Annotated in this window: 19 protein-coding genes, 2 tRNA genes and 1 riboswitch; of the genes, 20 read left to right on the top strand and 1 reads right to left on the bottom strand. The window is 40.5% G+C overall.

Annotation, left to right across the window (positions count from 1 at the left end; translation table 11 throughout):
• Window positions 1-233 precede the first annotated feature (233 nt).
• Complete coding sequence (gene uvrC, locus CDZ94_RS08145) at window positions 234-2,018, top strand: excinuclease ABC subunit UvrC (RefSeq protein ID WP_280951836.1); 1,785 nt, start codon at window positions 234-236, stop codon at window positions 2,016-2,018.
• A gap of 248 nt (window positions 2,019-2,266) precedes the next feature.
• Window positions 2,267-2,448, top strand: a riboswitch (Lysine riboswitch).
• Window positions 2,449-2,593: 145 nt separating this feature from the next.
• Window positions 2,594-3,835: an aspartate kinase gene (locus CDZ94_RS08140; RefSeq protein ID WP_096435993.1), complete on the top strand. Its 1,242-nt coding sequence runs from the start codon at window positions 2,594-2,596 to the stop codon at window positions 3,833-3,835.
• A 231-nt stretch (window positions 3,836-4,066) separates the two neighbouring features.
• Here the strand turns inward: CDZ94_RS08140 and CDZ94_RS08135 are convergent, their stop codons facing one another.
• Window positions 4,067-4,522, bottom strand: a complete 456-nt coding sequence (locus CDZ94_RS08135; protein WP_096435992.1) for a DUF2507 domain-containing protein — start codon at window positions 4,520-4,522, stop codon at window positions 4,067-4,069.
• Window positions 4,523-4,845: 323 nt separating this feature from the next.
• Between CDZ94_RS08135 and CDZ94_RS08130 the strand changes: the two genes are divergently transcribed.
• The 18 genes from CDZ94_RS08130 (at window position 4,846) to CDZ94_RS08045 (ending at window position 22,230) form a co-directional block, all read left to right on the top strand.
• The gene (locus CDZ94_RS08130; RefSeq protein WP_096435991.1) at window positions 4,846-6,195 is read left to right on the top strand and encodes a TrkH family potassium uptake protein; all 1,350 of its coding nucleotides are present in this window, start codon (window positions 4,846-4,848) and stop codon (window positions 6,193-6,195) included.
• A gap of 545 nt (window positions 6,196-6,740) precedes the next feature.
• Entirely contained in the window at window positions 6,741-7,349 is a 609-nt protein-coding gene (locus tag CDZ94_RS08125) for a succinate dehydrogenase cytochrome b558 subunit (protein ID WP_096435990.1), read from the top strand.
• A gap of 67 nt (window positions 7,350-7,416) precedes the next feature.
• On the top strand, window positions 7,417-9,186 hold the full coding sequence (sdhA, locus tag CDZ94_RS08120; RefSeq protein ID WP_096435989.1) for a succinate dehydrogenase flavoprotein subunit: 1,770 nt from the start codon (window positions 7,417-7,419) through the stop codon (window positions 9,184-9,186).
• Entirely contained in the window at window positions 9,183-9,947 is a 765-nt protein-coding gene (sdhB, locus tag CDZ94_RS08115; RefSeq protein WP_096435988.1) for a succinate dehydrogenase iron-sulfur subunit, read from the top strand. The genes sdhA and sdhB overlap by 4 nt, the downstream gene beginning before the upstream one ends.
• Before the next feature lie 126 nt (window positions 9,948-10,073).
• On the top strand, window positions 10,074-10,532 hold the full coding sequence (locus CDZ94_RS08110) for an acyl-CoA thioesterase (protein ID WP_096435987.1): 459 nt from the start codon (window positions 10,074-10,076) through the stop codon (window positions 10,530-10,532).
• A gap of 292 nt (window positions 10,533-10,824) precedes the next feature.
• Window positions 10,825-11,049 carry a helix-turn-helix domain-containing protein gene (locus CDZ94_RS08105; protein WP_096435986.1) on the top strand — a complete coding sequence of 75 codons (225 nt, stop codon included), beginning with the start codon at window positions 10,825-10,827 and terminating at the stop codon, window positions 11,047-11,049.
• Between the two features lie 262 nt (window positions 11,050-11,311).
• Complete coding sequence (glcT, locus tag CDZ94_RS08100) at window positions 11,312-12,151, top strand: glucose PTS transporter transcription antiterminator GlcT (RefSeq protein WP_096440669.1); 840 nt, start codon at window positions 11,312-11,314, stop codon at window positions 12,149-12,151.
• A gap of 270 nt (window positions 12,152-12,421) precedes the next feature.
• Window positions 12,422-14,362 (top strand): glucose-specific PTS transporter subunit IIBC, encoded by a 1,941-nt coding sequence (gene ptsG, locus CDZ94_RS08095; RefSeq protein ID WP_096435985.1) that lies wholly within the window; start codon window positions 12,422-12,424, stop codon window positions 14,360-14,362.
• A 27-nt stretch (window positions 14,363-14,389) separates the two neighbouring features.
• Window positions 14,390-14,653: a phosphocarrier protein HPr gene (locus CDZ94_RS08090; protein ID WP_096435984.1), complete on the top strand. Its 264-nt coding sequence runs from the start codon at window positions 14,390-14,392 to the stop codon at window positions 14,651-14,653.
• Complete coding sequence (gene ptsP / locus CDZ94_RS08085; protein ID WP_096435983.1) at window positions 14,653-16,374, top strand: phosphoenolpyruvate--protein phosphotransferase; 1,722 nt, start codon at window positions 14,653-14,655, stop codon at window positions 16,372-16,374. The genes CDZ94_RS08090 and ptsP overlap by 1 nt, the downstream gene beginning before the upstream one ends.
• Before the next feature lie 347 nt (window positions 16,375-16,721).
• Window positions 16,722-17,174 (top strand): MarR family winged helix-turn-helix transcriptional regulator, encoded by a 453-nt coding sequence (locus CDZ94_RS08080; protein WP_096440668.1) that lies wholly within the window; start codon window positions 16,722-16,724, stop codon window positions 17,172-17,174.
• 203 nt (window positions 17,175-17,377) lie between these two features.
• Entirely contained in the window at window positions 17,378-18,190 is an 813-nt protein-coding gene (gene racE / locus CDZ94_RS08075; RefSeq protein ID WP_096435982.1) for a glutamate racemase, read from the top strand.
• A gap of 401 nt (window positions 18,191-18,591) precedes the next feature.
• Window positions 18,592-19,770: a GerMN domain-containing protein gene (locus tag CDZ94_RS08070; protein WP_096435981.1), complete on the top strand. Its 1,179-nt coding sequence runs from the start codon at window positions 18,592-18,594 to the stop codon at window positions 19,768-19,770.
• Window positions 19,771-19,989: 219 nt separating this feature from the next.
• Window positions 19,990-20,757 (top strand): ribonuclease PH, encoded by a 768-nt coding sequence (gene rph, locus CDZ94_RS08065; RefSeq protein ID WP_096435980.1) that lies wholly within the window; start codon window positions 19,990-19,992, stop codon window positions 20,755-20,757.
• A gap of 2 nt (window positions 20,758-20,759) precedes the next feature.
• Window positions 20,760-21,359 carry an XTP/dITP diphosphatase gene (locus CDZ94_RS08060; protein WP_096440666.1) on the top strand — a complete coding sequence of 200 codons (600 nt, stop codon included), beginning with the start codon at window positions 20,760-20,762 and terminating at the stop codon, window positions 21,357-21,359.
• Between the two features lie 16 nt (window positions 21,360-21,375).
• Complete coding sequence (locus CDZ94_RS08055) at window positions 21,376-21,885, top strand: metallophosphoesterase family protein (RefSeq protein ID WP_096435979.1); 510 nt, start codon at window positions 21,376-21,378, stop codon at window positions 21,883-21,885.
• A gap of 192 nt (window positions 21,886-22,077) precedes the next feature.
• Window positions 22,078-22,151 (top strand) — tRNA-Gly (locus CDZ94_RS08050).
• A 2-nt stretch (window positions 22,152-22,153) separates the two neighbouring features.
• Window positions 22,154-22,230, top strand: a tRNA-Arg gene (locus CDZ94_RS08045).
• The last annotated feature ends 33 nt before the right edge of the window (window positions 22,231-22,263 follow it).

Below are 22,263 nucleotides of genomic sequence, written 5' to 3'. Positions count from 1 at the left end.
TTTTAGGAAACTGCTTTAACAAAATGTTATGCTTTTTTTCTTATGTAGGTGTGACGTTGTTTGTTATTGTCTGTCGAATATTCGATATTTCGAGCATTTCCGCTGAAATATCCACAAATACATTCCTCCACTGATATGCTAATCAATCTGAGCCGAACCTGTGTTTGTTTCGAACAGATACGACCTATGCTATAGTTAGAATAGTACATTTTGAAGGGTGTGAGGAGACGATAATGGAAAACTTAAAAGAAAAAATCTCCCTCGTTCCAACCCAACCTGGATGTTATTTGATGAAAAATAAACATGGAACGATTATTTACATCGGTAAAGCAAAGGTTCTCCGCAACCGTGTTCGATCTTACTTTTCCGGATCTCATGATAAAAAGACACAGCTTTTAGTCAGTGAAATACGTGACTTTGAATATATTGTTACAACTTCTAATATTGAAGCCCTGTTACTCGAGCAGAATTTAATTAAAAAATATGAACCTAGATATAATGTACTTCTTAAAGATGATAAAAGTTACCCATACTTGAAGGTTACTAATGAGGAGCACCCGAGGTTAATTACAACACGAAAAGTAAAAAAAGACGGAGGTAAATATTTTGGTCCTTATCCAAACGCTTCAGCGGCTAACGAGACGAAAAAGCTCCTTGATCGTCTTTATCCACTCCGAAAATGCCGCACACTTCCGGATCGCGTTTGTTTGTATTACCACATTGGACAATGTCTTGCTCCGTGTGAGTTTGAAGTAACCGAAGAAACGAATAAAGAACTGGTTACACAAATCAGCCGTTTCCTTAATGGGGGACATAAGGAAATCAAAGCGGATATTATGAAAAAAATGCATGAAGCGTCTGAAGAGCTGAATTTTGAACGAGCAAAAGAGATGCGCGACCAAGTCCAGCATATTGAAGCCGTCATGGAAAAACAAAAAATGACGCTTACTGATATGACTGATCGGGACGTATTTGGGATTGCTTTTGATAAAGGGTGGATGTGTATCCAAGTATTCTTTATTCGTCAAGGGAAATTGATTGAGCGAGATGTCTCCATGTTTCCGATGTACCAAGATGTGGCGGATGATTTTTACACGTTTATTGGTCAGTTTTATGCGGACCAGCAGCATAAAAAACCGAAAGAGATTTTCCTTCCTGAAGAAATCGATGAACATCTTGTTGCTGAATTCATTGGCGTGAAGACATTTAAACCGAAAAAAGGACAGAAAAAAGAACTTGTCAAACTGGCAACGAAAAATGCGTTGATTGCCTTGAAAGAAAAATTCGATCTTATTGAGCGTGATGAACGAAAAACGATTATCGCCGTTGAAGAGTTAGGAAAAGCATTACAGATTGAGACACCGCATCGTATTGAGGCCTTCGATAACTCAAATATTCAAGGTGTGGACCCAGTTTCAGCTATGGTGTCATTTCTGGATGGCAAACCGGATAAGCGAAATTATCGGAAATATAAAATCAAAGATGTCCAAGGACCAGACGATTATGAGTCTATGCGGGAAGTAGTACGAAGGCGTTATGTTCGTTTGTTAAAAGAAGAGCAGTCTCTCCCTGACTTAGTTGTAATTGATGGAGGAAAGGGACAAATTTCAGCGGCTCAAAGTGTATTAGAAGATGAGCTTGGACTGGTAATCCCGGTTTGCGGTCTAGTGAAAGACGAGAAACACCGTACTTCCCAACTGATGATTGGTGATCCACCTCGAGTTGTTCCTCTAAAAAGAACGAGCGAGGAGTTTTATTTATTACAGCGTATACAAGATGAAGTTCACAGATTTGCGATCACGTTTCACCGGAACGTTAGAAAAAAGACGATGTTCACTTCGCTTTTGGATGGTATTGACGGAATAGGTGAAAAGAGAAAAAAAATGCTATTGAAACATTTTGGGTCGTTAAAAAGGTTAAAAGAAGCCACGTTTAACGAGATACGAGAGGCTGGGATCCCTGCTTCAGTGGCACAGGAATTGAAGCGAAAGCTTGATTCAGATAAAGAAAAACAATAAAAAGAGGATGTTCAAAAAAGTCCGCTAAATAGCAGTCGTACCTTTTCGTTGCGTCGTTACTCCATTCCTCACGTATTAAAACCATACTCTCCGGATTTCGTAACTTCCGCGCCTCAATCTACTCGGCTCTTTTTATGCTCCTTTTTGAACACGGAAGCAAGTAGGATGTTCAAAAAAGTCGTTGTCAATAGTGAGAATGTTTGGTACACTCTTAAATAGAAAATGAATATCATACTTCAGCTCATGAAGTGAATGGTAGAGGAGCGAACGTGATCAGTACATTTGTGGAGGGAATTGAGTTCCTGTGATGCAAATGGAAAGGAACGATCGCCGAAGTAGAAAAGTCACTCAATGGCTTTTTTACTGGATCTGTATTGAATAAATACAGGGCTGTCATACAACAAAGGTTGTGTGGAGAACTATCTCACCGAGCGGCTCGTTATTTTTATTTCGTAGTCGAATACGGCAGTGGGATTGTGATCCTGCTGTCGTTTTTTGTATTTTACATACAAATATCGATCTTAGAGTCGTCGCCATTCAACCGAAAAAGAAAAGTTAAAGAGGAGGCGTTTAGATTGACTACAATTGTTCAGAAGTTTGGTGGAACTTCTGTAGCGGATGCAGCTAAAATTAAACGAGCTGCCCAGAGGGTAAAGCAAGCAAAAGACGAAGGACACGGAGTTATAACGGTCGTTTCAGCAATGGGGAAATCAACCGATTCACTCGTTGACCTTGCTTTTCAGATGAGTGAAGAACCAGACAAACGTGAAATGGATATGCTCATGAGTACGGGGGAACAAGTGACGATTTCCCTTATGGTCATGGCACTAAAGGAGCTTGGGATTGAAGCTGTCTCATTAACGGGGTGGCAGGCAGGAATCCGAACAGAACCTGTACATCAAAATGCGCGCATCACAGATATAGAGACATCGAACATCGAACGTTATTTAGACGAAGGAAAAGTTGTGATTGTTGCTGGATTTCAAGGGATGACAGAGGAAGGGGAAATTACGACTTTGGGTAGAGGTGGCTCTGATACAACTGCAGTCGCATTAGCTTCTGCTTTACAAGCAGAAAACTGTACGATTTTTACAGATGTAGCAGGAGTTTTCACTTCGGATCCCCGAGTGGTGAATAAAGCAAGGCAGCTTAAAAGTGTCTCTTATGATGAAATGCTTGAGCTGGCCAACTTAGGTGCAGGAGTCCTTCACCCGAGAGCTGTTGAATTTGCAAAAAATTATGCCATCCCACTCATTGTCAGATCGAGTATGGAAGAACAAGAAGGTACTGTTGTAGAGGAGGAAGCATCAATGGAACAAAATTTAATCGTTCGAGGACTTGCATTTGAAAGTGGCGTTACCAAAGTGACGGTAGAAGGTATGCAAAATGAAGTGAATACATTGACTAATTTATTCTCCACTCTTGCTCAATCTGGCATAAACGTGGATATTATTATTCAGCAGCTAACGGAAGATGATCGTGTTAATGTCTCTTTTTCAATTCATACACAAGCATTGAGAGAAACGTTAAACGTATTGGAAAACAATAAAAACAAATTAAACTATACGAAAGTACGCCACCTAGATCAACTTGCGAAAGTTTCGATTGTCGGTTCCGGGATGGTCTCAAACCCAGGAGTCGCTGCGGACATGTTCCAAGTTTTGTCAGAACAAGAAGTCCGTGTACAAATGGTATCTACCTCTGAAATTAAAGTGTCAGTAGTTGTGGAAGAGGAAAAGATGACCAATGCAGTTGAGGCATTACACACCTTCTTTGAATTAGACGAGAAAGTAGAAGTACAAGCGAATATGGCATAAAAGAGTGCCTCAAAAGATACTTCTTCATCTTTTGAGGCGCACTAAGCCGCTGCATTACTTAAAGCTCTTGCGTGCGAATAGAGGGGAGCCCCATGGTTAGTGGTTTTCACCTTTATGTGTACACGCTTTTTCCTATGAGGCTACGATCTTTGCAGAGTATTTTTAAAGCTGCCTCACGTCTAATTGTGAGACAGCTTATCTGTTTAAGCATTTACATGTTCTTCTCAATTTTTATTCTGTAGTGTCTTTAGGGTCCCATTTCACAATAATGTGAAAGGTGAGAGGTTTCTTTTTTTTCAGTTCATAGGCAGCTTCTGTATAGCAGCCTCTTTGGATCTGGTATTGTTCAGCAAGAAATCCCGCCTCTAGGGAAACGGGTGCATGTTCTCTCGTTAATTTCGTAGCAGCCAACTCAAAAGTCTGTTCATTTTTCTTTTCTTTAAGAACCTTTAATACTCCCCATTGAGCTTTATAGAAAAAAGCCTGAATTTCTTCAACTGTAGATAATGGCTGTTTTCTTGCTAATGTTTTACCCGCCCAATAAAGAATCGATTCTTCTTCTTCTCCTAAAAGTTCGGGAAGTAATAGATGGCGAAGTAATTCGTAGCTAAAGCTTGGATCAGGGGTATCTGGTAACGTATCGAGTTGATCGTCGTGAAGTCCTTCTTTCAAATTATTGTTAGACATGATATAAGTCTTCCTCCAGTGCCTGTTCGCTTCGGGTTATCTACCTCTTTTATTTTATCATAGTCGTAGGAAAACAGGTTAAGCATTTTAGACTGTTTTTCTCTCTAAAGATAAAAAGTAAGGTGATTGGGGATGATTGAGTAGTGCAGGCTGAACTGAGGGCACCTATTAATACATGTCCGTACAGAAATTAAGCGAACATAGCATATTGATAGTTATTTATCTTGGCCTCTATAAACATCCTTTATTAATTCAGATTTATCATAGCGACAATATCCATTAAGTGGTATACTAAGTCCCGACTAAATTTGGAGGTCCATAGGATGAAACTTGGATTATCAAAATTGTTAACTCCATTTCGGATTATTTTAACTTCATATGTTATTGCTATGTTCGTTTTTAGCTTTTTGCTATTTTTACCGTTCTCCTCACAACCTGGCGTGAATGTTAGTTATTCTGAGGCTCTATTTACGTCGGTTAGTGCTGTAAGTGTAACTGGACTTACCGTTGTCAACGTGTCGGAAACGTATAGCAGTTGGGGAGTGTTCTTTCTCGCTTTAGCTATTCAGTTGGGCGGGATCGGTGTTATGACAATTGGTACGTTCGTCTGGATGATTTTTGGGCGGAAAATTCACCTCTCACAACGAATGTTGATTATGGTTGACCAAAACCAAATCGCGTTTTCAGGACTTGTTAAACTTATGCGCGGAATTTTGGCAGTTGCTCTATTAATTGAACTGATCGGAGCGCTCATATTAGGTACATATTATTTAAACTATTTTGATACTGCGTTTGAGGCATATTATCAAGGCGCATTCGGTGCGTTGACAGCTTTTACTAATGCTGGGTTTGATGTAACAGGACAATCTCTCATTCCGTTTGCGGATGATTATTTCGTACAATTAGTTAATATGCTCCTCATTATAGCCGGGGCAATTGGATTTCCTGTTTTGATGGAAGTAAAAGAATACTTGACTTCAAAAGACAATAATTTTCGATTTAGCTTGTTTACAAAAATTTCTGTTTCAACGTACTTCATCGTGTTGGCCATTGGCTTTGTCGGTTTATGGTTTCTTGAAAGAAATGAGTTTTATGAAGGGCTCTCTTGGCATCAGCAATTTTTCTTCTCATTGTTTAATTCAACGACCGCTAGAAGTGGGGGCTTAGCGACTATGGATATTTCGCAACTAGGCCTTGCAAGTTTACTGCTTCTTTCAGGGCTGATGATTATCGGGGCTAGTCCGTCCAGTGTAGGTGGCGGGATTCGGACAACAACATTAGCGGTTATGTTCCTGACGATTCGAAGCTTTGCTATGGGGCGAAGTGATGTGAAAGCCTTCGGAAGGGAAATCCATCCTGAAGATCGTCAAAAGGCGTTTATCGTCCTGTCTGTCTTTGTAGTTGGGCTTTTCAGTTCCATCGTTCTGATAGCACATTTTGAGGATATGAACCAGTTTAATCTTATGCCGATTATTTTTGAAGCAAGTTCCGCTTTTGGAACGTGTGGATTATCGATGGGGATTACAGCTGACTTAAGTCTCCCAAGCCAAGTTACGTTAATGGTGTTAATGTTTATTGGGCGAGTAGGTCTTGTTGCGTTCTTATTTTCCATACGGCGACAAGAGCAAAAGACTCATTACAAATACCCTACTGAAAGAATTATTATTGGATAAAAGCTGTTTTCGTAAATGTGCTGCATTTTGAGCGCTTTTTGACTCATGATGATGTTTTGGACAAATGATTTTCCTCCAAGATCATTAGAGTTGCAAAAAATGTCGCGCTATGTATGAAGGGACAAGCAATCTTATCTAACGTTAAACAATAAAGAGTCATCATAAAAAGTATATTAAGAAAACACTTTACTTACTTTACAAATGGGTTTATAAAAAGAAAAAGCACTTTCTTAACGAATAGGAAGTGCTTTTCATCTAAACCTGGAAGCAAAATGGTTTCATTTTTATATCAGAAAATTAGTAAGATTGTGTTCCTCTGAACGCTTTTCTGTTAAAATGAGGTCTGTATCCGCTTTCTTGACGATTGGCTGAAAAACGGAGTACAATTGATTTGTCACAAGATGTTCAAAGATAAGGCATTTAAGTAATTATGGGATGAAAATGTCGAAAGAATAGAAGAGTGAAGGAGGCGTTTGTTACACAGTCATTTAAGTTTGTAAGCATATCCTGTTCAGAAAATTAAAATATACAGGGGGAAAGAACCGATGTCAACAAACCGAGATTTTGTCTATCGAAAATTGCATTCTTTATTAGGAGTTATTCCTGTTGGATTATTTTTAATCGTCCACTTGTCAGTTAACTATTTCTCTGTACGAGGAGAAGAAGAGTACAATCAAGCGGTTGCTTTTATGGAAGGACTGCCGTTCCGTTATACTTTAGAAATCCTTTTCATCTTCCTACCAATCCTGTTTCATGCCATTTACGGCCTCTACATCGCATTTCAGGCGAAACATAATACGACTACATATAGTTATTTCCGTAACTGGATGTTCCGTTTACAACGAACGACAGGCATTATTACGTTGATTTTTATTGCTTGGCATGTTTGGGAAACAAGAATTGCTGCAGCGCTGGGAGCTGATGTGAACTTCGATATGATGGCAAGCATTGTCGAAAACCCAATCGCTCTTATTGCCTATATTATCGGAATTACTGCAACAACGTTCCACTTTGCAAACGGACTATGGTCGTTTGCCATTACTTGGGGCATTACCGTTTCACCGCGTTCACAGCAAATTGCCACATACGTAACGATTGCAATCTTCCTTGCCCTAACGTTCGTTGGTATTCGATCCATTTTAGCATTCGTTTAAGTCGATAAGTTGAAGTTCAAAAAGTATCCTCCTTTTTGAACACGCACTATAAGAAGGAGTGTTTTGTATGAGTAATGGTAAAATCATCGTTGTCGGTGGTGGTTTGGCAGGGCTAATGGCCACAATCAAAGCTGCAGAAGCCGGCAAGAAAGTTGAATTATTTTCAGTAGTACCCGTAAAACGTTCCCATTCCGTTTGTGCCCAAGGCGGGATTAACGGTGCATTAAATACAATGGGGGAAGGGGATTCCACTTGGGAGCACTTTGATGACTCTGTATACGGTGGAGACTTCTTAGCTAACCAGCCTCCAGTTAAAGCAATGTGTGATGCCGCTCCTGGAGTCATTCATCTAATGGACCGTATGGGGGTTATGTTTAACCGTACGCCAGAAGGACTTCTTGCTCTTCGTCGTTTCGGTGGTACACAGCATCATCGTACAGCTTTTGCCGGAGCGACTACGGGCCAACAACTTTTATATGCGCTTGACGAGCAAGTTCGCCGTCATGAAGTAGCTGGCTTAGTCACGAAATACGAAGGCTGGGAATTCCTTAGTGCAATCGTAGATAACGATGGTCGTTGCCGTGGAATTACAGCACAAAATTTAGGCACTTCTGAAATGCAATCATTCCGTGCGGACGCCGTTATTTTAGCAACTGGCGGACCAGGAATCATCTTCGGGAAGTCTACTAACTCAATGATTAATACAGGGTATGCTGCTGCGTCTGTTTATAAACAAGGTGCTTACTATGCAAACGGAGAATTTATCCAAATCCACCCGACGGCAATTCCGGGAGATGACAAGCTCCGTCTCATGAGTGAATCTGCTCGTGGCGAAGGTGGACGTGTCTGGACTTATAAGGACGGAGAACCTTGGTATTTCTTAGAAGAGAAATATCCGGCCTACGGGAACCTTGTTCCGCGTGACATTGCGACTCGTGAGATCTTCGACGTTTGTGTAGATAAAAAGCTCGGTGTTAATGGGGAGAACATGGTATACCTTGACCTTTCTCATAAAGATTCCAAAGAGCTTGATGTAAAACTTGGTGGAATTATGGAAATCTATGAGAAGTTCATGGGAGATGACCCTCGTAAAGTACCAATGAAAATTTTCCCTGCCGTTCACTATTCAATGGGCGGGTTATGGGTTGATTACGACCAAATGACGAATATTCCAGGCTTGTTTGCTGCGGGTGAATGTGATTACTCTCAGCACGGTGCGAACCGCTTAGGTGCGAACTCTTTACTTTCCGCAATTTACGGTGGAATGGTTGCAGGCCCTAAAGCTGTTGAATATATCAGTGGTCTAGAACAAGCAAGTGAAGATATGTCATCCGAAGTTTTCGATGATCAGTTGAAACAAGATCAAGAGCAGTTCAATAATATTCTGAATATGGACGGAAATGAAAACGCGTTTAAACTTCATCAGGAGTTAGGGGAGTGGATGACGGATAACGTAACCGTTGTTCGTGAAAACAACCGTCTTCTCAAAACGGATGAAAAGCTTCAGGAACTCATTGAGCGTTATAAGAAAATTAATATTGATGATACAGCGAAGTGGAGTAACCAAAGCGCAGCCTTTGTTCGTCAATTAGATGGCATGCTCCACTTATCACGAGTGATCACACAAGGTGCTTACAACCGTAATGAGAGCCGTGGTGCCCACTATAAACCGGAATTCCCTGATCGTAATGACGATGAGTGGTTGAAAACAACAAAAGCGAAATTCAACCAAGGAACAGGAGCTCCGGAGTTTGAGTATGAAGATGTAGATGTTTCTTTAATCAAACCTCGTAAACGGGATTACACGTCTAAAAAGAAGGGGAGTGTAAAGTCGTGAGCGAAAAAACCATTCGTTTGATCGTCACTCGACAAAAGGACGGAGAGTCCGGTACTTACAAAGAGGAATTTGAGCTTCCTTACCGCGAAAATATGAATGTGATTTCTGCATTAATGGAAATCCGACGTAACCCAGTAAATGCTAACGGTGAAGAAACAACTGCCGTTGCTTGGGAAGCTAGCTGTTTAGAAGAAGTGTGTGGGGCATGTTCCATGGTCATTAATGGCAAGCCTCGTCAATCTTGTACTGCTCTTATTGATCAATTAGAGCAGCCGATCCATTTGGAACCAATGAAAACATTCCCAGTCGTTCGTGACTTAGTTGTTGACCGTAGTCGGATGTTTGATTCATTGAAACGCGTAAAAGCATGGGTTCCAATCGATGGAACGTATGACTTAGGGCCAGGACCGCGTATGCCAGAAGCAAAACGTCAATGGGCTTATGAGCTATCAAAATGTATGACTTGTGGAGTATGTTTAGAAGCTTGTCCTAACGTGAACAGTAAATCCGAATTTATCGGTCCAGCAGCATTATCGCAAGTTCGTCTCTTTAACGCTCACCCAACTGGTGGTATGCATAAAGCAGAACGTTTAAACACACTTATGGATGAAGACGGGGGCTTAGCCAATTGTGGTAACTCCCAAAACTGTGTCCAATCATGTCCAAAAGGCATTCCACTAACGACATCCATAGCATCATTAAACCGGGACACAACATTGCAATCATTTAAAAACTTCTTTGGAAGTGACAACAACTTCTAATTCAATGCAACGACGTAAAGGGCAACCAACTGTTGCCCTTTACATTTATACAATGATGAATGACTATTCATTCATAAAAATTCGGGGGACAGTCCCCCGACAATTTTTAGAAAGGTGTTGAAAAAAATGGCGAAACCGGATTATATTAATGAGTTTGAAGGGTGGAAACAGGAGTTTGTTCACCATTACCCAATTACCGTTCGATTTTCAGAGACTGATGCTTTTGGACACTTAAATAACACCGTTGCTTTTGTTTATTTTGAACAAGGACGAATTAATTTTTTTAAAGAAATTGGACTAGTAGAAGAGTGGTTTTCCAAAAGTGGTGAGGCTATTCCGGTAACGGCGGATCTTCACTGTGATTTTATGAAACAGGTTTTTTTCGATGAGGAGCTGCTTATTCACGTAAAAGTACATGAGATCGGTCAGTCTTCTGTTGAATTGCATTATAAAATCACAAACGATAAACAAGAAGTATGTATGACTGGCCGTGGACGTATGGTCCAAATCTCAAGAGAGACAGGGAAACCAGTGATATGGAGTGAAGGATCAAGAAGTAAGTTAGAAGCAAGTATGAATAAATAATTTGGAATGATAAATGCGAAATTAGCTCGGTCAAGAAAATAATCTAATCTGCAAAAAAGAACAAACGACTAATTGTGGTAAGTGATTTTGTTACAACAGTATTGGTTAAGACATTTGATGCTCTCTTGATTTTTGATCAAATATGAAATTCTATCACCTTAAAGCTTGAAAATGTGCAAAGATACCGGCAATCCTAAGTCACAAGCTATCTTGCACTGACATAAGATAACATGACTAAGTACCATCCTATTTGCCGACATATAAGCAGCCCAAGCAAGAAAGGGTGAAATGATTGAAAGAGCACGATTTCCGACCAAAACCGCTACTAACCAAACGTGAAAAAGAAGTATTCGAGCTACTAGTCCAAGATAAGACAACTAAAGAAATCGCAGCAGAATTGTTCATCAGTGAAAAGACCGTAAGAAATCATATATCCAACACAATGCAGAAGCTTGGGGTAAAGGGGCGCTCACAAGCAGTCATCGAATTAATCCGACTAGGGGAACTAAAAATCTAATGAAATCCGGCTTCTGAAGAGAAGCCGGATTCTTTATTTCAAGATCCTTCTTTTAATTTAAGGCTGAAGCGTTGCCTGAGGAAAGCGAGACCATGGAAGTGGCACCCTTTGTATTGGAGTTCTAGAGTTATTAAGCAATCCCTAATTTCGAAAGGTTTGTTGCTTTTTGAGATTTAATGGTGATAAAAATGTATTTACATTGACTTCATTTGTTTAGAAGATTAAGATGAAAAAGGAACTGAAAGAGGAAGGATATTATCATATGCATCAATCTGTTACCATTGAAAAAGTATTAAATAATAATGTGATCATAGTGAAGGACTCTCACGAATCAGAGCTTATTATGATCGGGAAAGGAATTGGCTTTTCTAAAAAGAAAGGCGATATCATTTCTGATCAACAATATGAAAAGGTATTCAAACTCGTCAATGAGAAGGAGCAAGAGTTGTACAAGCAGTTGCTTCATAACGTTGATGATCAAATTATCCAAGCGATTCATGAAGCGATTCGCCATATACAAGAGCGTTTAAAACTTCCTGTTAATGAGCACATCCATATTGCCCTTACCGATCATATTGCCTTTGCTGTTAAACGGGTAGAACAGGGGATGGACATTAATAACCCCTTCCTCCGAGATACTAAACTATTATATCCGGACGAGTATAATATCGCCGAGGAAGTTATCACTTTTCTCAATGAGCGTTTGGACATCGAGCTTCCAGAGAGTGAAATTGGCTTTGTAGCACTGCATATTCACAGCTCGATTTCAAACCGAAGCTTGTCTCAAATAAACCATCATTCAAGACTTATAACCAGATTAATTCTTATTATCGAAGATCAGCTGGGGATTAATATTGATAAACAAAGTATTCATTATGCTAGGCTTGTAAGTCATTTGCGGCGGGTTATTGACCGAGTTATCGATAATGAATCGGTCGACGTTCATGAAAAATTAGCAGAAGTGTTGAAAACGGAATATCCTGTATGCTACAATCTTTCATGGAAGCTCGTTAAAATTATTCAACAAACGATTCGTAAGCCGATTTCTGAAACTGAAATCATTTATATTACGATTCATCTACAACGGTTAACAACTTCATAAAATGTACACTTTTGAGATAAAGGTACCAACCTTTCTAATACGTGTTACTGATACGATCAGGCATGAGTAAACAGTGTATATGAATTCATAACAGGTCATCGTCCACACAGGTAAATGGGTGATGAGTATCTTAATGGATTCGTATATAGCTTTTGCTCATGTCTTTTTTGTGTTGATAAATGAAGGATATGGATGGAAAAGTGAACATTAATTTGCAAGCGCTATTTTCACTATTATGTAAACCGTTAAAAGAAAGGGAGGGGAAACAAAATGAACCTTTTTGGTTTATTACAAAGAATTGGCCGCTCATTAATGACACCGGTTTCAGTGTTGCCAGCTGCCGGCTTGTTATTAGGGCTTGGTCACGAAAACGTGTTGGATATCCCTGTAATGACACAGGCTGGGGATATTATTTTTGCTAACTTGGCATTGATTTTTGCAATTGGTGTCGCAATTGGTTTATCCGATGGAGATGGCGTCGCTGGTTTGGCGGCCGTTATCGGTTACTTAGTCATGAACCAGACGCTCGGCGTTATGGCTGAGTACCGAGGGGTAGAAACAGAAGCAGTTCTCGGTATTGAGTCGATAAGCATGGGGGTCTTCGGAGGAATTATCATTGGATTGGTAGCTTCATACCTCTATAAGAAATTTTATAATATAGAATTACCGCAATTCCTTGGGTTTTTCGCAGGTAAACGTTTTGTGCCGATTATTACAGCGGCTGTTAGTGTTTTGTTAGGTATGCTGTTCATATATCTTTGGCCGCCAATTCAAACTGGAATTGATCATCTCTCCGTATTGGCAACAGAGACGGGCTCTACAATTGCAGCCTTTATTTTTGGCTTCGGTCAACGAATTTTAATTCCATTTGGTCTCCATCATATCTTTTATCAGCCATTCTGGTTTGAGTTTGGACAATTTACAAACGAAGCAGGAGAAGTGGTGAGAGGTGATATGAACCGCTACTTTGCAGGGGATCCGACCGCAGGTACTTTTATGACAGGGTTATTCCCGTTCATGTTGTTCGGACTTCCCGCTGCTGCTTTAGCGATTTATCATGAAGCAAGTCCTGCAAGAAGAAAAGCAGTTGGCGGAATTATGGCGTCTGCGGCTCTTACAAGCTTTTTAACAGGAATTACTGAGCCGATTGAGTTCGCATTTTTATTTGTAGCACCTGTTCTTTTCTTAATCCACTGTATTTTTGCAGGCTTATCATTCGTTGCAATGGATTTATTAAATGTAAAAGCAGGCTTTACTTTTTCCGGTGGATTTATTGATTACGTTCTTTACTGGGGCTTTTCCAATAATGCTTGGATGGTGATCCCAGTTGGTCTCGTGTTTGCGGTTCTTTACTATTTCGGATTCCGTTTTGCAATCCGCAAGTTTAACTTGAAAACGCCTGGACGTGAGGATGACGCTGCTGACGAAGAGGGAGAAGCTAAACCTTCTGCAGGCCTTGCAAAAGATATTTTGCACGCACTCGGTGGAAAACAGAACATTACTAACTTAGATGCTTGTATTACACGTCTTAGAGTTTCGGTTAAAGAGAAAAAGGAAGTTGACAAAGAAACGCTTAAAAAATTAGGTGCTTCAGGCGTCATGGAATTGGGTAATAATATACAAGCGATCTTTGGAACGAAATCCGATTCATTGAAAGGGCAAATTAAAGACATCATAGATGGTAAAGAAGTTCCTGAAGAAGTAGCTGATCAGGAAACAGATGAATCAAAAGTCGGTGTTTCAGATACTCAGCAACTTTCACTGATGATGCCGATCGAAGGGGAACTACTTGACTTAGGTGAAGTACCTGACCAAGTCTTTTCTGAGCGTATGATGGGAGACGGATTTGCAATTAAACCGAAAAATGGTCTTGTCAAATCACCGGTTAATGGTAAAGTAGTGAATGTCTTCCCTACGAAACATGCAATAGGCATTGAAGCTGACAGCGGACATGAACTTTTGATACACTTTGGTATTGATACGGTTAACCTTAAAGGCAAAGGGTTTGAAGCTCTAGTTAAAGAGGGAGACCAAGTGAAGCAAGGGCAGGAGTTATTAAAGGTCGATTTGGACACTATTAAAGAACAAGTACCTTCCACAATAACTCCGGTTGTGTTCACAAACCTTAATGATGGTGAATCGGTCAAGCTTCAAAAGCAAGGCTCTGTTTCCATTGGGGATACAGATCTCATTCACATTGTTAAAAAATAATGTAAAAGAAAAAAGGAGTGTTTTCTCATGGTAGAAAAGAATTTTAAAATTACAGCAGAAACAGGTATCCACGCACGTCCAGCAACTCAACTTGTAAATAAAGCAGGACAATATGAATCCGAAGTAACACTTGAACACAACGGGAAATCCGTTAACTTAAAGTCGATTATGGGTGTTATGTCTCTTGGGGTCAGCCAAGGTGCGGAAGTGACAATTAAAGCAGAAGGTTCCGATGCTGAAGAAGCACTTCAAGGCCTTGAAGAAGTCATGAAAGAAGGGCTTGCTGAGTAATGTCACAAACATTAACAGGAATTGGTGCCTCTTCCGGGATTGCCATTGCCAAAGCTTTCCGACTTGAAACACCAGATCTTACAGTCGAAAAGACGACTATAGAGGATGTCTCGTCGGAAGAAGAAAAGCTGGACAGTGCTTTAGCTGCTTCCAAGGAAGAGCTGGAAAAAATTAAGGAAAAAACGAAGAACGAATTAGGTGAGGAGCATGCTGAGATTTTCTCAGCTCACCTCCTAGTTTTAAGTGACCCTGAGTTTGTTGATGCGATCCGTGGGAAAGTGAAAGATGACAAAGTAAACGCTGCTTTTGCTGTAAAAGAAGTATCAGATATGTTTGTTTCTATGTTTGAAAACATGGACAACGAATATATGAAAGAGCGTGCAGCTGACATCCGTGACGTTTCTAAACGTGTACTTGCTCATGTTCTGGGTGTGAAAATGGTTTCTCTTGCTGAGATTGATGAAGAAGTGGTGATTATTGCTGACGATTTAACACCATCTGACACAGCTCAGTTAAATGGAGAGTTTGTAAAAGGTTTCGCAACTGACATCGGAGGCAGAACATCTCACTCCGCAATTATGGCACGTTCGATGGAAATCCCGGCTGTCGTTGGAACGAAAGAAGTCACAACATCTGCAGATTTTGATACGATGATGATTGTAGATGGAATCGACGGAACTGTTATTGTCGATCCAACTGATGAAGAAATTGCAGCATATGAAATGAAACAAGACGAATTCGCTGAGAAGAAAAAAGAGTGGGCTAAGCTTGTAGATGAAGCCACTGAATCAAAAGATGGCCATCACGTGGAACTTGCGGCGAATATCGGGACACCGAATGACCTTGAGGGCGTACTAAATAACGGTTCTGAAGGAATTGGATTATACCGTACGGAGTTCTTGTACATGGGCCGTGATGAATTACCGACGGAAGAAGAACAATTCAGTGCTTATAAAAAAGTGGTTGAAGATATGGAAGGTAAGCCTGTTGTGATTCGTACGTTAGATATCGGCGGAGATAAAGAGCTTCCTTACTTGGACTTGCCAAAGGAAATGAATCCATTCTTAGGATTCCGAGCGATTCGTTTATGTCTTGAAAAAGACGAGATGTTCCGAACTCAACTCCGGGCGCTTCTTCGAGCAAGTGCGTTTGGTAACTTGAAAATCATGTTCCCGATGATTGCGACACTTGATGAGTTCCGTCAAGCAAAAGCAATGCTTTCTGAAGAGAAAGAGAAGCTAAAAGAAGGTGGAACAGAAGTAAGTGATGAAATCGAAGTGGGCATTATGGTTGAAATTCCATCCACTGCAGTTATGGCGAATACATTTGCAAAAGAAGTCGACTTTTTTAGTATCGGTACGAATGATTTAATTCAATATACGATGGCGGCTGACCGTATGAATGAACAAGTGTCGTACTTGTACCAACCATACAACCCAGCTATCCTTCGTTTAGTCAAGTCTGTAATTGATGCTGCTCACCAAGAGGGTAAGTGGGCCGGCATGTGTGGAGAAATGGCTGGAGATGAAGTAGCTATCCCACTTCTGCTCGGTCTTGGCCTGGACGAGTTTAGTATGAGCGCAACATCTGTTCTTCCTGCCCGTAGTCAAATTGCTCAATTGACAAAGGAAGAAACAGAACAAGTCGCTGAAAGAGCTCTTAACATGCAAACGTCTGATGATGTGAAAGCACTTGTTGAAGAGACTTTCATTGACAAATAAATATGCCGCCTAAATAAAGAACAGCTTTTAGCCTTACTTGCTGTGAAGAGCATTGTAAAGGTAATTGTCTGCTTATTCCTTTCTTGAAAAAAGCCTCTATAGCCTTGCTATAGAGGCTTTTAAATGACGTGTTCAGGTTTGTGGTTAAAAGTTTATTCTAACTTTTAGATAGAAAGACTTGAAAAGAGGAAGAAAAACTAAGAAAATAAGAGTAATGTATAGTTTTAAAAAATAAACCGTATGACCTAATCAACTAGAGGGTTCTTACATAATGATAAAGAAAAAGGGATATTAATTGAGAAGACCGATAGGGTCATTAGGAGGGGAAGACAATGCCAGAACAAACAATGAATACACAGCAAGTCGCTCAAATTGAAAAATCTTTACGAATGATTGCCGACATTGTCAAACAAAAAGGGAGAGAGATTCTTAACGAATTTCCGATCACTCCTCCTCAATTTGTCGCGCTTCAATGGCTTCATGAATATGGTGATATGACAATCGGTGAATTGTCCTCAAAAATGTATTTAGCGTGCAGTACAACGACAGATCTCGTTGATCGTATGGAAAAAAATGAATTAGTTGAGCGAGTGAAAGATTCTAATGACCGTCGAGTTGTGAGAATTCACTTATTAGATAAAGGTGCGACAATTATTAAAGAAGTAATCAATCAGAGGCAAGCTTATTTACAAGGAATTCTAGACGATTTTTCACCAGAACAAGTAGACTTCTTGGATCGTAGTTTAACTTATCTTTTTGACGAAATGAAAAAAGATGCTAAAACATGGAAGTCATTCTAAAAAACAAAGAGCAACAACTTTTTAAAGTGCGTGTTCAAAAGGAGCATAAAAAGAGCCGATTAGGTCGAGGCGGAGAAGTGAGCCAACGAAGAGGTACGACAGCTATTTTTAGCGGTTTTTGAACATCCTCTTAAAGAGTTTTTAAAATTAGAATAACTTAGTGATTGAACGAGAGCTAATGAGAGAAAGAAGGATTATCAGTTTTGAAAAAACCAATAGGCGTAATTGATTCAGGGGTAGGTGGGCTAACTGTAGTCTCTGAATTGCTACGCCAATTACCGAAAGAAGAAGTTATTTATATTGGGGATACTGCACGGTGCCCTTATGGCCCCAGACATGTTGAAGAAGTTCGAACCTACACATGGGAAATGATTGATTATTTGCTTCGTAATGACGTGAAGATGCTCGTTATTGCTTGTAATACGGCTACAGCGGTCGTATTAGAAGAGGCGAAGCAAAGACTTTCTATACCTGTGATCGGTGTTATCCATCCCGGGGCTATTGCAGCTTTAAAAGTGACGGAGAATGATCACGTAGGAGTAATCGGAACAGTAGGGACAATTTTAAGCAAAGCGTATGAAAAAGCGCTTTTAAGCATTCATGATAAAGTGAGGGTAGAGAGTCTTCCTTGTCCGAGATTCGTTCCTCTTGTAGAAAAAGGGATTATTACTGGAGAGGTTGCTGAAAAGGTAGTGGCGGAGACCCTCGAACCGATCGTTGAAACTGGTATCGACAGTCTGATTTTAGGCTGTACTCATTATCCGCTTCTTGAGAGTGTAATTCAAAAAGTTGTCGGTGAGGACATCAAGGTCATTTGCTCAGGCGATGAAACCGCTCGAGAAGTGAGTGCACTCCTCTATCATAATGACCTGTTATATACAGGTGATCGCAAGCCAAAGCATCAGTTCTACTCAACAGGACCGAGTGAAACATTTAAAAATATTGCCAATCAGTGGTTATCAATCTCGGTAGAAGTCGTCCACGAAATTAGTCTTACAAACAGTATCAAAGAATAAATAAAAAGAGGAGGCTGGGGCAAAACAGTCTCTAATTAAGAAAAAAACGGTTCCAATTATCGGCATTCGATAATTGGGACCGTTTTTACTTAGCAAATATGATTGATGAGGTTGTCTGTCGGGCGGTGTACTTTCTCAAGCTCACCGCCAACTGATTTTTGCATATCACCGATATTCGGGTGAAATGCAAATTAGCCTTCAGAAATCCGAAGATAGGCTCCATATCGATTAGCTGAGGCCATGCCCGCGGAAAGCGTCCACCGAAAGCGAATCACAATACCAACAACCGTCTTTAAATTGTGCGGGGACAGTCCCCGCACAATTTGATATAAAACAAGTTGGTCTAAAACGAGTTGGGGCTCGTATATATGATAGTACAAACTGCCTGAGGAGGGAAAAGTATGCTTCATCGAATACGAAAATCATGGTGGATGCTACTACTGTCAGCAGCTGTCCTTGCAGCTTGCGGATCAGTAGATGAGGCGCAAGAAACTTTAGAGGAAGTAGATCCGCCGCAATATGTGGAGGATGAGGAAGAGTTAGGACTTGAAGAAGAAATGGACGAAGAGCTATTTGAAGGATTAGATGAGGAATTGGAAGAAGAATTAGAACAAGAGTTAAATGGGGACGAGGAAGTGGCGGAAGAGACTGAAGAAAAAGGTGGCACTGCCGTAGAGGGTGAAGACAAAGGTGAAACTGCTGAAGAGACAGCCATGCTTGAGCTTTACTTAATGGATAAAAACGGAATGGTGACGCCGCAAGCCTTAGATTTGCCAAGTTCAGAAAGTGATGTCCTTCAATCGATGGCTTATTTAGTTAAAGACGGGCCAGTTACGGAACTTTTGCCAAATGGTTTTCAAGCAGTATTACCTTCAGGTACAGAAGTTCTTGATGCTAATATTACAGAAGAGGGTGTAGCGGTCGTTGACTTTTCTTCTGATTTTGAAGAATACCGTGCTGAAGATGAGTTGAAAATCTTACAGTCGGTTACGTGGACATTGACCCAATTCGATGATATTGATCGTGTGCAAATTAAAATTGGCGGAGAGGAGCAAGAAGTGATGCCACAAAATGGGACACCTGTGGCAGAAGGGTATACACGTTCCCATGGCATCAACCTTGAAACGGGTGACTTAAGTGATCTTTCAAATACGAAGCCAGTCACTGTATATTTCCTTTCTCAGAATGAAGATCAAACTTACTACGTTCCGGTTACTCGCCGTGTATCTTCAACTGATGACACCTATACGGCAGTTGTAGATGAACTGTTAAAAGGACCTGATATGTTAACGTCACTTTTAACTGACTTTAGAAATGAAGCAGAGCTAGTTGAGGAGCCTTCATATCGGGACGGTACAGTAACGCTAAACTTTAACGATGGATTGTTAAGCCAATTAGAAGGCACGGCACTATCAGAGCATGTAGTCAATATGCTTGTTCTTTCGTTAACTGAACAAGAAGAGGTTGAACAAGTCGCCATTGAAGTAGATGAGCATGATGATCAATTGATGGTGAGTTCAGGTGAAACGATTACAGAACCGGTTACAAGACCCGTCACAGTGAACACTGGAAAATACTAAATCTAATCACGAATTGATTTGAATTTGGATACAGAAACGATTATCATAAGGGGGTGGCGTTTCAAGCCACCTCTTTATCTTTTAATTGTGACACGTAAGTAAAGAGTATACATAGTAAGGAAAGTTAATGCTAAAAGAGTTGTTCGAAGAGATTTGAGAAGCACTTGCTGCTCTGATTTGAACGCTCGCTATAGGTAACAATAAGTCAGGAGTGGTTAGATGCGTGTTGATGGTCGACAAAACGATGAATTGCGTAATGTAAAGATAGAAGCAAACTACATAAAACACCCAGAAGGTTCTGTTTTGATCTCTTTTGGGGATACGAAAGTGATTTGCTCCGCTAGTATAGAAGACAGGGTTCCCCCATTTATGAGAGGTCAGGGAAAAGGTTGGATTACTGCTGAATATTCCATGCTTCCACGAGCAACTGAACAACGAAACATTCGTGAATCTTCCAAAGGAAAACTTTCTGGAAGAACAATGGAAATTCAACGTCTCATTGGACGTGCCCTTCGTTCAGTTGTTAACCTTGATGTCATTGGTGAAAGAACGGTTTGGATTGACTGTGACGTGATCCAAGCAGATGGTGGGACTCGCACAGCCTCCGTTACAGGAGCATTTGTCGCAATGTGTCTCGCGTTTCAAAAAGGAATGACACAAAAAATGTTTAAAGAATTTCCGGTAAAAGAATACTTAGCAGCCGTTTCTGTTGGCGTAGATTCGAATCAAGGCTCGATCTTGGACTTGAATTACACTGAAGATTCTAAAGCCGAAGTTGATATGAATGTGATTTTAACCGGAAAAGGTGAATATGTAGAGATTCAAGGAACCGGAGAAGAAGCAACATTCTCAAGAAGTCAATTAAACGACATGCTTGATTTAGCTGAAAAAGGACTAAAAGAACTGTTTGTCTTGCAAAAAGAAACACTAGGGGATGCCGCTCTTCATATTGAAGATCCTGTTTTCAAAAAGGAGTCAGAACAATGAGCGTGAGAGAAGTCATAATTGCGACTAAAAATCCTGGTAAGGTCAAAGAATTTCAAGCTTTTTTTGAAAAGAGAAGTATTCAGGTTACTTCCTTGCTCGATGTGGAAGAGCTAGACGATGTCGTAGAAGATGGTGAAACATTTGAAGACAATGCAATAAAAAAAGCAGAAACGATCGGTAAAGCTTTAGGTAAGCCAGTCATTGCTGACGACTCCGGCCTAGAAGTGGATGCTTTAAACGGAGCCCCTGGTGTTTATTCCGCCCGATATGCAGGGAATATGAAAAGTGATCAGGCAAATAATGAAAAGCTTTTACGTGAACTAAAAGGTGTACCGGGAGAAGAGAGGACAGCCAGGTTTGTATGTGTTTTAGCGGTATACCTTCCTGGAACTAATTCATCTGTTTTCAGAGGAACGTGTGAAGGAAAAATTGCAGAAGAAAAAAAAGGAGAGCACGGATTTGGTTATGACCCTCTGTTTTACGTTCCGTCCAAAAATAAAATGATGGCGGAGTTGACTCGAGAGGAGAAAAACGAAATCAGCCATCGCGCAAACGCCTTAACACAATTAGACAACCAATGGGACTCACTCCTAAACCACTAAATTGGGGGTAGAAAACTTGAAGGCATTAATTGTTAGTGATAGTCATGGGTGGCGAGAGGAATTAAAGCAAGTGATCGACCGCCATCAAGAAGAAGTGGATATTATGATTCACTGTGGAGACTCTGAAATCGAACCGGGATCACCAGAATTATCAGGTGTAAAAACAGTGAAGGGAAATTGTGATTTTTATAAAGATTTTCCTGAGGAAATCGTAGAAGAAACAGCAGGCGTTCGTTTCTTTGCAGGCCACGGCCACCTCTTAAACGTGAAAATGTCCTCACTCCAACTTAAATACAAAGGCGAAGAAAGCAATGCAGATGTGATTTGCTTCGGACACTCCCACGTCCCCACCGCATTTACGGAAGATGGAATGGTTTTTATTAATCCCGGAAGCATCCGACTTCCAAGGCAAGTAACAGTGGGTACTTATGTCATTGCAGATATTACTGCAGAAAAAGCAGACGTCACCTTTTATTCTCTTGAAGGAGAAGAAGTGAAAGAGTTAGGTGAAACATTCCAAAGATAGTATTGATGTTTTTGAATGGCTTTTTTAAGAGTAAAAAACCCACGTTTCAATGTCTTGCTGTTTTTAAGCGTCTTTCAAAGCTCAAATATCAACAACCTTTACAAGAACAGCTTTTTGAAAAAAATCTGTTGACTTTTCTTTGATAATCAGCTATATTAGTTATTGTCGCATCGCAAAATTAATATAGTTGATGCGGGTGTAGTTTAGTGGTAAAACCTCAGCCTTCCAAGCTGATGATGTGGGTTCGATTCCCATCACCCGCTCCAGAGTCCCAGTAGCTCAGCAGGATAGAGCAACGGCCTTCTAAGCCGTCGGTCGGGAGTTCGAATCTCTCCTGGGACGCCATTAAAGCGATAATTATAAACGTACATAAATACG

Source organism: Alteribacter populi (assembly GCF_002352765.1).
In the GTDB taxonomy this organism is placed as follows: domain Bacteria; phylum Bacillota; class Bacilli; order Bacillales; family Salisediminibacteriaceae; genus Alteribacter; species Alteribacter populi.
This window is presented reverse-complemented; position numbering and strand designations above follow the sequence as displayed.